Below are 13,557 nucleotides of genomic sequence, written 5' to 3' on the forward strand. Positions count from 1 at the left end.
GCAATTAAATAAACATGCTATATACTAGGACGGTGATCTAAATGTCATGGGAACTTCTTCCTTTGTTAATTATATTGTTTTTTGGTGTTATCGGAAATAATCCATCTGTCGGTATTGCGGCAGCCATTCTGCTGCTCATTAAACTGCTTGGTCTAACATCTTGGTTTACAACTATTGAAAGCAAAGGCATTTCTATTGGAATAACCATTTTAACCTTAGCTATCTTAGCCCCAGTTGCCTCAGGTAAAATCACTCTTACTAATATGTTCGAGGCATTTAAAACACCCCTAGGGCTTATCTCTATAGCCGCTGGAATTTTTGCCGCCTGGGCAGGCGGACGAGGCATTCCGTTTATGAAGGATTCACCTGAGGTAATTACATCTTTAATAATCGGCACAATTGCCGGGGTCTGCTTTTTCCAAGGTGTCCCGGTTGGTCCCTTAATAGCCGGGGGAATAGTATATATGATTGTTTCTATTACAAAATTTTGGAGTTAAAACTTTTAAGGCAGAGTCTAGCGTTATCGCTGACTCTGCCTTAAATATTTGCACTAACGCATTGCAGTTATCTTATCATTATAATGCTGAACTTTTGCGTATTGCTCATCCCAGAATGCCTGCTCGCGCATTGAATCTAAAAATTGCTGACTATAACCGAACTTTAACCAGTCACTCTCTTTTTGCCTAAATAACTTTTCTTTAACATTAGTGCGCCTAAATTCGTATACCTGATCGTCATCAGCACCTAAGAAAATATCTTTTGCCCAGCGTTCAAGTACAAATGGCGCTGTTTCTAGGTACCTTCTATCTAATTCATCCATTACAGATTGATAGCGGTCAAAACCGTCAGTTGCTATTGTGACTACGTTATCGCCAGGACCTAGCCTTAGAAATTTAGCAAGTTTTATTGCGCCTATTAAATTACATATACCTGATGGCCCGAAACAATCCCTAAGACTTAAGGCAAAGTCACGATTCATTCCTAGACTTACCAGAGCCTCTATACCATCACGGAAAATTTTCAACCCTTGCACTGTCTCTTCATCTTTTATAAGGATTACAAAATCAGTTGTTAGCACATTGTGGATTAACGTACACATTTTGTCGCCAATCCCTTCGATACGGTGCTGACCGCGTCCTCCATTGGCCAGTGTTGAGCATTCATAAGGCTCTAATGCGGCAATTTTCGCTTCCGGAAATACCGCTTTAATCTGGTCGCCGGCTGCAATAGTTCCGGCTGACCCCGGAGCAGATGTAAAGCCGGCAATTCTGCCGTTACCCACTCCCTTGACAGCTTCGATCGCACTATTACCGGTTACATGTCTGTGGAAGCGGTAGTTAGGGAAAAGTTCAAACTGGGCCAAGGCTTTATTCTTAGGGTTTTTCATTAACTCATGGGTACGCTCTAAAGTCAAAATTACATCAGACTCTGAGCCTGGCGTCAAGTCGAGCTCTCCGCCATACTTCTTTATACGCTCATAGCGTTCTTTGCTCATATTGTCCGGCATGATGACAATTGCCTTAAAGCCCAAGAGCTTTGAGATATACGCGGTTCCGATACCGAAGTTACCCGTAGAAGGTCCCAAAATAGTGTGTTCACCAGGAACAATTTCTCCATCAACCAACCCTTCAATTAAGGTACTGTACGCAGGGCCAACCTTATGTGAACCTGACGGAAAACCGTTACCCAACATGACAACGATATTCGCATCAACTCCGGTTAATTCAGGAGGCAGTACCAGCTTCCTTACTTCGTTATCGGCCGATTTCCAAGTAATATTAAAGAGGTTAATAGGATCCAGTTCATTTTCCTGCAGTTTTTGCAAAGCTGTCGCTCGCAGGCTACTGTCAAGCAAACTAGGGTTAAGCATCTCATCGTAAGTCGGGCCAAATGGGATTTTTGTCATATCATATTGCCCCCTAAATTATTTTCTAATGCCTTGCGAACCTCTTCGACATCCGGCGAAATCGAGATTGGTTTACCGGCTGCTTGAATAGCGCTCTTTATATCTTTTAAGCCATTGCCAGTAATGATGATGGCAACACTTTCAGACGGATGAATAATGCCTTGCTTCACAGCCTGCTTAACACCTGCTACGCCAGCTACTCCTGCCGGCTCTCCAAATACACCAGCCTTACGGGCTAATTGGTTTATTGAATTTAATATTTCTTGGTCTGTAACAGTAATAAAAGCCCCGCCCGACTCTGTCACACTTCGATAACCTTTGCTAAAGTTGCGTGGATGACCTACAGCAATTGAGTCAGCGATAGTATTCGCTTCACAAGCTGCTAGCTTACCATCATTCTGCCACGCCTGCCAGAACGGCTTACAACCTTCGGCTTGAACTCCTAATATCTTAGGTAGTCGATCTATAAACCCAAGACGGTGCATTTCCCAAAGACCTTTCCAAACTCCGCCGATAGTACACCCATCACCGACTGATACTACTACCCAATCTGGCAATGTGCCGATATCCATGAACTGCTCAACAATTTCTAGCGATACCGTCTTCTTTCCTTCAATAAGATATGGATTTATCGCACAATTTCGATTATACCAGCCAAATTCAGCACTAGCTTGCATACACAGTTCCCAAGCCTCATCATAAGTACCTTTAACTGAAAATACTTGCGCACCATAGACCAAAAGCTGGGCTACTTTAGCCTCAGGAGCCCTCTCAGGAACAAAGATTGTTGCCGGCATACCTACTGCCGCTGAGAAGCCAGCTAAAGAGGAAGCTGCATTGCCAGTTGAGGCACAAGTAATCCTTGCCGCATTTTTCTCTAATGCTTTTACAACACCAACTGCGCTAGCCCTATCTTTGAAGGAGGCAGTTGGGTTTCGTCCTTCATCTTTAATCCAACACTTGTCGATGCCAAGCTCAGCTGATAAACGCGGTGCCTGATAAAGAGGTGTCCATCCCACTTTTAATTGAGGAATAAGTTCAGGTTTCTCTATTGGCAACATCGGAAGATACCGCCACATGGAATTATCTTTATTATCCTTTAGTTTTAGCGGATTTAAAACCTTAAGCACCTCGTCATAGTCGTAACAGACATCTAATATTCCTTCGTTAAAGCCACAGGGCTCACAATAATAATTTACCTGCTCGGTATGATATTCACTGCCGCATTTTACACATTTAAGTTTTTCAATATACGCGCTCATCGTCACCCTCCCCTGAATATATTGCGTTTTATGTACTGCCCCGTCGGCATGCCTGCACTAAGTCTGCCGCTTTCAGCTATCAGTTTTCCTCTTAAGAACACAAACCGAGCACTGCCTTGCTGTGCAAAACCTTCATAGGCATTATAATCGACCCGCTGCACTTGGTCCTGGGCTGTAATAGTCCGTTTTACCTGCGGGTCCCAAACAACAATATCAGCATCACTTCCTACCGCAATGGTGCCTTTAAAAGGATATAGCCCAAAGATTTTAGCAGCATTGGTCGAGCATACTGCGACAAATTCATTAAGCGTAAGCAAGCCTGTGGCAACACCATAGCTATACATTAGCCCAAACCTGTCTTCGACTCCCGGCGCACCATTAGGAATTTTGCTGAAGTCATTAATGCCTAAGTCTTTTTGACCAGCCAGATTAAAAGAACAGTGATCGGAAGCTATTGTCGACAACATACCGTTTCTCAGCCCCCTCCATAGTGCTTCTTTATCTTCAGCTGAACGAAGCGGCGGTGACATGACAAACTTAGCGGCAGTTAAGTCATCGCTCTGATAACAGGCTTCATCTAACAGCAGATATTGAGTACCTGTTTCGGCATACACAGGCAGACCCTTTGCCTTAGCCCTTTCGATAACTTCAAGAGCATCTGCACTGCTGACATGGACAATATATAGAGGAATCTGGGCCAACCGGGCTAAACATAACGCGCGATTTACAGCCTCGCACTCTAAGATTGCCGGTCTGGTTACAGAATGATAACGCGGTGCTGACTTTCCCCCAGCAATACTCTCTTTCACCAGCGAAGCTATTACATCACCGTTTTCACAATGCAAACATATCAAACCATTATTGTTTTTAGCGGCCTTCATTGCCGCGAGCAGCACTCCATCCTCTACCTGAAGGATATCCTTATAGGCCATATAAAACTTAAAAGATGATACTCCTTGCCCAATGACTTCATCCATTTCAGCAACTACACTTGGTCTTAAATCACAGATAGCCAAATGAAAACCATAATCTACGAAGCTGTTACCATCAGCCTTCTTATGCCATTCGGATAAGGCGTCTCGCAAACTTCCACCCTTATCTTGAGTAGCGAAATCAATTATAGTCGTTGTACCTCCTGCTGCTGCAGCTGCTGTACCACTAGCGAAATCATCAGCCGTCCTAGTAAAACCCACAGATAGATCAAAGTGAGTGTGCGGGTCGATGCCGCCAGGGAATATAAAACAGCCGCCGACATTAATAATTTCATCACCAGGTCGAACAATATCAACACCAATTGCGGCTATACGTCCATTATCTATTCGTAAATCAGCTTGGTAACAGTCGGAGGCAGTTACTATTGTTCCTTCAGTCAAAACTATCGCCACACCAATCACCACCTCAATTCTTTATACCTAATAAACAGTTATTACAAACATATTCAAATAGGACAGCTTCCATGCCTTAAAGAGCATATCAAATAAATTTATAACCCCTCCCTGCTCTTCATTTGCATGAAAAAGGCTCCGAGTAGCAATTGCACTCGGAGCTTTTGAAAGAACTATTATTTTCTATGACTTATAACAATTTTATTCTTACTAAGCACCTTTCCTGCCTGATCAACAAAGGTTATATTAACACCACCCCAGATATCAACAACACTTCGGTCGAGTGTTATATAATCGGCATGGCTGGATATATCCATTGTAGTCATATCACCTGGACGAGGGCTTTTGGTTCTCACTTGTACTGTCATACTATTACCGGACATCGTTACCTTCTCTATGCCGATATCATATCCGCCAGAAGGTACGCCGCCCAAATATGCAAATAATACAACTTTCTTATCATAATTAATATCTTTTACTTGCTCTAAAACGGCTTCAGGTATCCGCTTATCATTTTCCAGTTGCGTATTATAGTCTGCGATTACGGCAAAAGCAATGTCCTTAGGATATTGACCTTTGTGCCAATCCCAGCCAGCATACTTCTCAGTTTTAAATAGTACTTTTTCTGTAACTGGTGGCTTTTGCTCTGGCTTATGACCGCTTGATACACGGTAAATTGTCCAGATTGCATCCGGACCGCCTAATGGCTTGACTAAAATCATCGTATATTTTATTCCATCATGAATTACTTCCATGTCAATTTGACCATGTCGCGCCAAATCAGTACTACTCATTTTTCTAATGATTGTGAAGGTATCTTTTTCGCTAAACCCATACGCTTTACCCTCATTTACAGCAACCTTCATCGGATCCAATCGCCACAAGTCACGCCCAGCATCAACTGCTTGCTGCCAAGCTACGATTTTAGTATAATCTAAACCTTCAACTCCTGGACCAACATCCGGCTTATTCTTGATAACAGTCTTCACTTCACGTATTGAACTTACTTGCCAGATTTTACTTGCCCCTGAACCCATAGGCTGAACAAGGCGTACTAGGTATGATTTATCGCCATGCTGCACTAATACATCTGCCTCTCCAGTACCAGTGTGCTGTCCTTGATGTTTTTGGGAAACCAAAGTAAAAGTATCCTTTTGGGCAGAAAAACCATACTTATCGGCATAGGCTTTGATGGTTTGAACCGGGTCTAACAGCCAAGTCTGCTGACCTTTTTCGGCATCTGTCTGAAGCTTCTCAGCTGTTTTTTTATCTACTTCATAAGTCTTTAGCGTACCCTCACTTGTGTTGGCAACACTAACTTCTTGGCTTTCGCCATCTTTATCAATATAAACAATGACACTAGGCCAATCTTCACTAGCTAATTTTTCAGCATTTGCATTCTCTAGTTCTGTTTCCTGAACTTTCGCCGAACGACTTGTCCAGCTAAACCACTTAGCGGACACGTGATCAGGCAAGGCTAACGGCAGAATAATTGCCGTAGTCAGAGCCAACCCAGTTATACCTGCTATTATTTTCTTGCGACTATTATTCATACGAAACCCCTCCTAACTCTTTTGACTAGTCAGTCAGAATAATATTACATCATTATATAAATATCTGCAATGGTAATGCCAGCCATAATCCTTTATACTGATATTGTATTTATTTGGCAATAATAGTTATATTAACTACGCTGACACGGAGGATTGCTATGTTTCAAGCTTTTTATAAAACATTTGTCGGTCTGAAACTTGTTAATAAATTTGTAAAAAATGTCCTCCCTATAGTAGACAAAGAACTGCTTTTTTGGCAGGCTTGCGCAGCTAACTGCACCGATTCCGAACTTCGCGAGCAAGCGTTAGCAAGCATTCGGGATAAGAAGTTTCATTGCCAAGGCGGAAGTGTTTACAGTTTGCATGATGGTGTGAATACAAAAGATTTTGTGAGACTAGTTGTAGCACTCCAAACTATAAGCGACTATCTAGACAACCTTTGCGATCGTGCCGGTATTTACGAGGAAGCAGCTTTTCGTCAGCTCCACTTGGCAATGACAGATGCACTTAACCCAGACGCCGGCTTAAGTGATTATTACAGATATTATCCCTATAAAAATGACGGCGGGTATTTAAACACCTTGGTTTCTGCCTGTCAGCTAGAATTAGGAAAACTGCCGAGCTATCATCTGATAAAAAGCGAAGTTTTAAAGCTAGCTGGGCTTTACAGCGAATTGCAGACATTCAAACACCTAGACCCATCAATCAGAGAAGATAAAATGACTGAATGGCTTAATAAGCATATTGCAGATTATCCTGATATTAATATATGGGAATTAGCGGCTGCAACAGGTTCCACACTCGGAATGTTTATGTTGTGCGCTGCCGCCCACAACGTGCATCTAACGGAAAAATGTGCTATCGATATCTCCAGGGCTTACTTCCCCTGGATAAGCGGTCTCCATATACTGCTTGACTACTTTATCGACCGTGAGGAAGACCTGGCCAATGGTGATCTCAATTTTACGTTTTACTATAAGGATGCTAAACAACTTACCCAAAGATTGCGCTTTTTCAGCGAACAAGCTCTTGTACAAACTAAAAAAACACCTAACCCGATTTTTGCTAAAACAGTAGTCTGCGGCTTGCTTGCACTATACTTATCTGATCCAAAAACAAAAAATCCCAAGGAAAAAGCAGTTAAGCGAGCTCTGCTTAAATCCTCGGGGCTATATACAAATTTATTATATTTCATTTGCCGATTATTGCGTTACAAAAAGACTTTATAACTAAATGAGCTAACAACTAATTTAACGCATTTGCAGTTAATACAATAAAGTAAATTTGTATAAATTATTAAGGTCCACGTTACGCCAATATATACTGTCTCCATTTTTATCCACAGCCATTATATCCCAGCCGTATGAGCTGTAACCATAAAGCACTACTGGTATTTGATAACCACTAGGCAAATATCCGTCTAAAAGATTCGAGCCCCAATTGTTCGACGCCGAAGGGGAAACATACAAGCCATAGATCGTAACACCAGTCTGATTTACTATTAGAACTTGATGACTTGCAGCATAAGCAACACTGCATAAGCCGATTACCAATATAACAACTAAACAAAGTGCTAACACCGAGCGTTTCATTTCAAGTGCCTCCTTACTTTTCACACCGTCGTATCCGGCAAGTGTACTATATTCTATTTTATGAAATATTCAAGGCATGTGTGTTAGCAAACATAAAGAAAACACGACTTGCGTCGAGCCTTAGCGACGACGGAAGTCGATGTTACCCTTATGCAGTAAGAAAGTTTATACTTTCTTATCGTATAAAAAGAACTGGATTAACCTGTAATGGCTAATCCAGTTCTTTTTATGTTATATTAAACGCTTATACTGCGCAGCAGCAGCATAACGGCCATCCCAGAACCCATAGTAGCAATCGGCGGCTGCCTGCGATAGGCAACATACGCCGCCACTAGGCCTGCGATAAGATAATGATTAGTCAGAGCGACTTCAACAATACCTTTTGGAGCAAGCAAGGCCGGTGCAATCAGGGCGGTTAGCATGGCTGTCGGGACATGTTTTAAAAGTCGTACAAACCAATCTGGCAGGCGCGTATTTCCTAGCAGCGCAGGACTTGTAAAACGCGTAAGAAAAGTAGCAATAGCCATTGCAACAATTGTTAACATTATTTCAGTTCTCATCTGCTGTTCCCCTTTCCATAAGCCCGCCCACAGCAACTGCCGTTATGCAGGCAATAATTATATACCATTTACCAGGTACAGCAATTGATGCCACTATACTTACAACTGCCGCAATTAAGCATACGCTAATGCTAACTTTGTCAACTAAACGCGGTATTAACAATGCCAAAAAGGTAGCCGGCATTGCAAAATCCAGCCCCCATGATAATGGGTCAGTAATATGCCCGCCTAAAAACACCCCGCCAATAGTTGAGACTGCCCATGTAACATAGCCTGCAGCATTACTGCCGGCCTGATATAATGCACTATACCCTGCCGCCTGAGCACGACTTATTGTAATAGCGTATGTCTCATCTGCCATACCAAAGGATAACGGGGCTTTTTTGGCTAATGACATTCCTTTCATATAAGGCGAAAGCGAAGCACCCATTAAGAGATGCCGGAGGTTAATTAGGAGCGCTGTTAAACTAATCATTGCAATACCTGCTCCTTCAGCAAACATCGGCAAGCTGACAAATTGGGCCGCACCAGCAAATACTAATAAGGACATTGCTATAGTTTCAGCCGGAGTAAGTCCTACCGACTGCCCAAATATGCCATAGGCAAGACCAAAAGGAAAGACTCCACACATAACAGGCAGTGTATCTTTAACCCCTAAGAAGAATTCATTTCTCCTCACCTTGTTCATAACACTCATCTACCTTTACACTTTTTTATATAATATTACCTAGCAGGATTATTAATGTAAATATCCAATATAAACTTATAGAAATACCAATTTTAATTAACGAACTTTTATATCTTCTTATCTCATAGGTATTATTATATATAGCGTAATATTAATTAAATCCACAAGGGAGACTTGTTAAATGGATATTACCAAAATCTTAACTAGTTTTAAAATTGATCCTAAGTCAACACTGCCAATGTATCTTCAAATCGCAAATTGCTTAGCTGCTAAAATCATCGATTTACACATACCCTCAGGGACAAAACTACCACCCGAGCGCATACTCTCCCAGACCCTTGGCGTTAGCCGTACAACTGCAATCAATGCCTACAAGCTGCTTGAGGATCGTAGCCTGGTTTCAACGAAAATTGGCAGTGGAACATATGTAACGGCTGCAGGCTCGAGTCCATCACCTTCAATTCCCTGGGAACAGTTATTTATCCCGCAATACAATTCTCCCTTATCATCTTTGCTTCGAACTATGGTTGCAAGCCCAACTGCCGAGAATGCAATCTCGTTAGCTGCTGGCATGCCTGATCCTGCACTCTACCCCTTAGACATTATCGAATCAGCCTTTAAAAGAAGTAACTACCAGCTTAACGCCGCGGATTTTGGTCATATCCATACTGAAGGATATCAACCCCTAAGACATTCATTATCAAAGTGGCTTGTTAAAACAGGTGTACCGTCTCGCCCAGATAATCTCCTAATTGTCTCAGGCTCACAGCAAGGTCTTTATCTAATCGTTAAAACCTTCATCGAACCACGTGATTATATTGTTGTAGAATCACCCACATACCTTGGAGCTATTCAAGCATTTGAATCTGCTGGAGCACGAGTACTTTGCCTTCCTCAAACAAACGGCTATGACCTTAGCATGCTTGAAGATTATTTGGTACGCTATCGTCCAAAGCTTTTCTACACAATCCCTACCTTTCAAAATCCAACCGGCCGTGTCGCTTCACTGCGCGAAAGACAGGATCTTATTCGTTTGGCCTCAAGGCACCGTCTTGTAATTATTGAGGATGATCCCTACAGTCAGCTCTATTACAACCAGCAACCCCCTCCCACACTAAAAGCACTTGATACTTATGGAGGAGTTATTTACCTCGGGACTTTTTCTAAAATCCTTTTCCCTGGTCTTCGCATAGGCTGGGTTAATGCTCCACACTCTGTAATTAACCGTTTAGCTCAGGAGAAGCAGTACATCGATCTTCATAGCAACAACATTGCCCAAACATTTCTTAATACTTTCCTAGAAGAAGATTACTTACCAGGTCATCTCAATACAGTTAGAACGGAATATAAAAAACGCCGTGACACAATGGCGAACGCATTGAAGCGTTACTGCGGAGATTACGTTAATTTCGAATTATCGGAAGGCGGATTTTATTTATGGTGCACAATTGCGCCTCCGGCTTCGCCTACAGAATTACTCCGACAATCAACCGCAGCAGGCGTCTCATTTGTACCAGGTGAAGCCTTCTATACCAACGGGGCGATCAGCCGTGAAATACGACTCTGTTTTGCCACCCACAATGAAAGTCGCTTAGCTGAAGGAATTCGTTTGCTTGGTCGTATTCTAGCCTCCGGCTGCACAGGCACTCCATCCGCATCACCGTCAACAGGATTGCCTATTATTTAATCTTCAGAAGAAATATACCAACCCTGTCAATTGGGGCTATACAGAAATAAAAAACTCTACACTTTTCTAATCATAAAAAAACGACTATCAAAGCATGCCTTGATAGTCGTTTTTTCTTAGTGCCTTACAGTTATTGGACCAGTTTCTACAAGCTGATCTATATCAACATGAATTGTATTGCGTTCTTCTAGATATGTGACATGAGCCGTGTTTCGACCTTTGTCAATATCCTCGATCCATACATAGTTATTACGGTATTGGACACCAATGATATCCGGAGATTTTATTATTTCTTCAGCTCTAGTAGCACGCATTTTAAATCCCCCTTTTTAGGAATAGTATTTGTCACCACTTTCGATTAAATACTAAACCAACCAATGGGTAATTCAGTCAACGATAATAATCTACTGAAGCGGTTTATTTTTATCAACTATTACCTGTTTGAAATATCTGCCGTTAATTTCAATAGTATCGCAATTTCCGTCGTCTACTATTTTTACACGGCCATTTCCAATTATTTTAGCAATGTTTTGCGGGCGCTCAATCTCTTGCCACTTAAAACTTCTTTCTTCAGCAGTGCCAGGGTTCTCGGTATATATTTCAGCACTAGGCTCTGGCTTTTCGTTACCTTTGCAGCATTCTAAGTTTTCATTTAAGCTTTTAATGAAAAACTCACAAATATCCTCTGGAATATCTAGACCGCCTTGCTCGCCGCCATTCTCATCCTCCAAGGCCAAAAATAGCGCATTACCGAAGATAATTTCATTGTCATCAGGTTTCGGAAAGCGTCTATTTGCCGCTAGTCCAAGCGGTACTGCTAAATCATTTACAAATATGTGCAAAGATATACCATTGCCAACATTAAAAAGTCTGGTAGTAGCGAAATTACCATCTAGAATAGCCGATATTTCTTCGATTTGCTTTTCAATATTTGCCGATAATTTACATATTGCCGGTTCTTTACCTGGTTCAATGAGGATTGCATTAATTGTTGACATTCTATTTCTCTCCTTAGCTATGCAAAACAAAACCTTAATCAATTTGTTTTAAATTTTTATCATCATTTCGACAATTACATCAAAAAAACCTTTTATTAGTGACCCCTATGAAAACCTATACGAATATGTATAAATAATATGTAAATTACCTATTTCACAATTATATTATCAATCATAGTATACACAAAGGACATTTTATTCACCGGAGGAGATATACGTGGGTTACTATGCAGATCCGAAAAGCGCCGCCTTTAGAATTTCAGAGCTCTGCCAAATAATAAGCTCTTGCCGCATTCACGGAGGAAATCCAAAACCTTACTATACTGAACTAGAGCTTCTTTTGGAGAACTATCAGTTATCAAAACAACAACCAGCTAAACCTAAGGAAGAAGATGGACTTCATTTACTTGCCAGCCTTCGCTAGTCCTTTGACATACTCATTTCTAACACTATCAAAAGCCTAAAAGACAATTCCCACGATGGTTTGATGGCTTTTAGGCTTTTTAAATTGTGACTAAGACCTGCTTACAGCATTTGTGATAATAGCAACAACCAACTCTGCTGTATTATACAGATCTTCCTCTTTAATATATTCTTCAGTAGTATGTACTTTAGACATACCGACTCCAAGCACCGCTGTTGGCACTCCATAACCGTTAAAAAAATTAGCATCACTTCCGCCGCCTGTTGCCTGAATAACTGGCTTAAGGCCTATACTTTCGGCAGACTTTACTGCTAATTGGACTACTGGTGCATCATCAGTTAAAACGTATGGATCATAGGCATGATGAATATTCACCTCAACCCTTCCGCCGTTTTCCAAAGCCACTCGTTCGAAAGTATTTCGCATATGTTCAGTCTGGGCTGCCAATTTTTCCACATTACGACTTCGCGCTTCACACTTTATTTCCACTCTATCAGGAACAATATTAGTTGCATTACCGCCATTTATTATCCCTACATTTGCGGTAGTCTCCTCATCAATACGCCCCTGCTTTAACTCAGCCAAGGCTTTACCTGCAAGCACTATCGCATTTATTCCTTGCTCTGGAGCCACGCCAGCATGTGCCTTTTTGCCGTGAATTATCACATCAATGCTGTTTTGCCCTGGAGCTTTGGTAATTATCTGACCTGGCTCACCGCCAGAATCAAGCGCATAGCCCATAGCCGCTTTTAGATGTTTTTTATTAATATTTTTCGAACCGTCTAAACCACCTTCTTCAGAAACAGTAAAAACAACTTGGATTCCTCCATGCGGCAGTTTGTTTTCTACTATTGCACGAATACCTTCTAGGATTGCAGCTATGCCAGCCTTGTCATCCGCTCCTAGTATTGTATTACCGCACGATTTTATAATGCCACCTTCCACTATGGGACTAACATTTCCGCACGGTTCAACGCAGTCCATATGAGCACTTAACATAATCGTCTCGGCCCTAGCTACATTGCTAGGTAAAAAACCAATTATATTGCCGCAATTTCCACCGATCTGCACTCCAACTTCATCCTCAAAAACGTCCAACCCAAGATTAATAAGCCGCTGTTTCAGCAAATCTCCAACCTCGCGCTCAGCTTTGGTTGAGCAGCGTATTTTTGTTAACTCTAAAAATTCACTAAGCATTCGCTTTTTATTTATTATCATGCTTTCACCTTTCCTTTCCTTAATATCTAGCTTATTACCATATGTTTTATATTAAAATCATTTGCAGCCAGCTGCTATTTAAAGCATTAAGAGGACATAATAATAGTGGGGGTGATCTATATGAAAAACTATTGCCATAACGATAAGCAATGTTTGGACAACAAACAAGCGAACCTAGAGTTTTCTCGGGAGTTAGCAAAGCCTCAACTGTCGAATAACAAAGGGTGTAAGTGCGGCGGTAAATGCGGCCCTAATTGCAGCTGCAGACGTTAATCATATAGGCC

Annotated in this window: 15 protein-coding genes; 5 read left to right on the plus strand and 10 right to left on the minus strand. The window is 41.6% G+C overall.

Going from position 1 to position 13,557, the window contains the following annotated elements; all coding sequences use genetic code 11:
* Nucleotides 1–41 precede the first annotated feature (41 nt).
* Nucleotides 42–497, plus strand: a complete 456-nt coding sequence (locus tag V6C17_RS01470) for a DUF441 domain-containing protein (RefSeq protein ID WP_333520773.1) — start codon at nucleotides 42–44, stop codon at nucleotides 495–497.
* A gap of 53 nt (nucleotides 498–550) precedes the next feature.
* Here the strand turns inward: V6C17_RS01470 and V6C17_RS01475 are convergent, their stop codons facing one another.
* From V6C17_RS01475 to V6C17_RS01490, 4 genes are all read right to left on the minus strand, one after another.
* Nucleotides 551–1,906 (minus strand): PLP-dependent cysteine synthase family protein, encoded by a 1,356-nt coding sequence (locus tag V6C17_RS01475; protein WP_333520774.1) that lies wholly within the window; start codon nucleotides 1,904–1,906, stop codon nucleotides 551–553.
* On the minus strand, nucleotides 1,903–3,168 hold the full coding sequence (locus tag V6C17_RS01480; RefSeq protein ID WP_333520775.1) for a threonine synthase: 1,266 nt from the start codon (nucleotides 3,166–3,168) through the stop codon (nucleotides 1,903–1,905). The genes V6C17_RS01475 and V6C17_RS01480 overlap by 4 nt, the downstream gene beginning before the upstream one ends.
* A gap of 2 nt (nucleotides 3,169–3,170) precedes the next feature.
* Nucleotides 3,171–4,553 carry a dihydropyrimidinase gene (gene hydA / locus V6C17_RS01485; protein ID WP_333520776.1) on the minus strand — a complete coding sequence of 461 codons (1,383 nt, stop codon included), beginning with the start codon at nucleotides 4,551–4,553 and terminating at the stop codon, nucleotides 3,171–3,173.
* 176 nt (nucleotides 4,554–4,729) lie between these two features.
* The gene (locus V6C17_RS01490; RefSeq protein ID WP_333520777.1) at nucleotides 4,730–6,106 is read right to left on the minus strand and encodes a protease complex subunit PrcB family protein; all 1,377 of its coding nucleotides are present in this window, start codon (nucleotides 6,104–6,106) and stop codon (nucleotides 4,730–4,732) included.
* A gap of 158 nt (nucleotides 6,107–6,264) precedes the next feature.
* On the opposite strand from V6C17_RS01490, the gene V6C17_RS01495 reads away from it, so the two are divergent.
* The gene (locus tag V6C17_RS01495; RefSeq protein ID WP_333520778.1) at nucleotides 6,265–7,335 is read left to right on the plus strand and encodes a tetraprenyl-beta-curcumene synthase family protein; all 1,071 of its coding nucleotides are present in this window, start codon (nucleotides 6,265–6,267) and stop codon (nucleotides 7,333–7,335) included.
* Between the two features lie 36 nt (nucleotides 7,336–7,371).
* On the opposite strand, the gene V6C17_RS01500 is transcribed toward V6C17_RS01495, so the two are convergent.
* From V6C17_RS01500 to V6C17_RS01510, 3 genes are all read right to left on the minus strand, one after another.
* Nucleotides 7,372–7,698: a hypothetical protein gene (locus V6C17_RS01500; protein WP_333520779.1), complete on the minus strand. Its 327-nt coding sequence runs from the start codon at nucleotides 7,696–7,698 to the stop codon at nucleotides 7,372–7,374.
* 236 nt (nucleotides 7,699–7,934) lie between these two features.
* A complete protein-coding gene (locus V6C17_RS01505) occupies nucleotides 7,935–8,258 on the minus strand; it encodes an AzlD domain-containing protein (RefSeq protein ID WP_333520780.1) in 324 nt (107 codons plus the stop codon).
* Nucleotides 8,248–8,946, minus strand: a complete 699-nt coding sequence (locus V6C17_RS01510; protein ID WP_333520781.1) for an AzlC family ABC transporter permease — start codon at nucleotides 8,944–8,946, stop codon at nucleotides 8,248–8,250. Before V6C17_RS01510 ends, V6C17_RS01505 begins: the two co-directional genes overlap by 11 nt.
* Before the next feature lie 181 nt (nucleotides 8,947–9,127).
* Here V6C17_RS01510 and pdxR point away from each other — a divergent pair, with 181 nt between their 5' ends.
* Complete coding sequence (gene pdxR / locus V6C17_RS01515; RefSeq protein ID WP_333520782.1) at nucleotides 9,128–10,633, plus strand: MocR-like pyridoxine biosynthesis transcription factor PdxR; 1,506 nt, start codon at nucleotides 9,128–9,130, stop codon at nucleotides 10,631–10,633.
* Between the two features lie 116 nt (nucleotides 10,634–10,749).
* Here pdxR and V6C17_RS01520 read toward each other — a convergent pair whose 3' ends face one another.
* Nucleotides 10,750–10,947, minus strand: coding sequence for an H-type small acid-soluble spore protein (locus V6C17_RS01520; RefSeq protein WP_333520783.1), 198 nt, complete (start codon nucleotides 10,945–10,947; stop codon nucleotides 10,750–10,752).
* A gap of 90 nt (nucleotides 10,948–11,037) precedes the next feature.
* On the minus strand, nucleotides 11,038–11,631 hold the full coding sequence (locus tag V6C17_RS01525) for a DUF3846 domain-containing protein (protein WP_333520784.1): 594 nt from the start codon (nucleotides 11,629–11,631) through the stop codon (nucleotides 11,038–11,040).
* A 217-nt stretch (nucleotides 11,632–11,848) separates the two neighbouring features.
* On the opposite strand from V6C17_RS01525, the gene V6C17_RS01530 reads away from it, so the two are divergent.
* Nucleotides 11,849–12,055 (plus strand): hypothetical protein, encoded by a 207-nt coding sequence (locus V6C17_RS01530; RefSeq protein WP_333520785.1) that lies wholly within the window; start codon nucleotides 11,849–11,851, stop codon nucleotides 12,053–12,055.
* Nucleotides 12,056–12,145: 90 nt separating this feature from the next.
* Here V6C17_RS01530 and V6C17_RS01535 read toward each other — a convergent pair whose 3' ends face one another.
* The gene (locus V6C17_RS01535) at nucleotides 12,146–13,270 is read right to left on the minus strand and encodes a M20/M25/M40 family metallo-hydrolase (RefSeq protein ID WP_333521034.1); all 1,125 of its coding nucleotides are present in this window, start codon (nucleotides 13,268–13,270) and stop codon (nucleotides 12,146–12,148) included.
* A 123-nt stretch (nucleotides 13,271–13,393) separates the two neighbouring features.
* On the opposite strand from V6C17_RS01535, the gene V6C17_RS01540 reads away from it, so the two are divergent.
* Nucleotides 13,394–13,546, plus strand: a complete 153-nt coding sequence (locus tag V6C17_RS01540) for a hypothetical protein (RefSeq protein ID WP_333520786.1) — start codon at nucleotides 13,394–13,396, stop codon at nucleotides 13,544–13,546.
* Nucleotides 13,547–13,557: the final 11 nt, after the last annotated feature.

The sequence above is a fragment of the Dendrosporobacter sp. 1207_IL3150 genome, from assembly GCF_036763085.1.
Lineage (GTDB): Bacteria > Bacillota > Negativicutes > DSM-1736 > Dendrosporobacteraceae > JBAIYU01.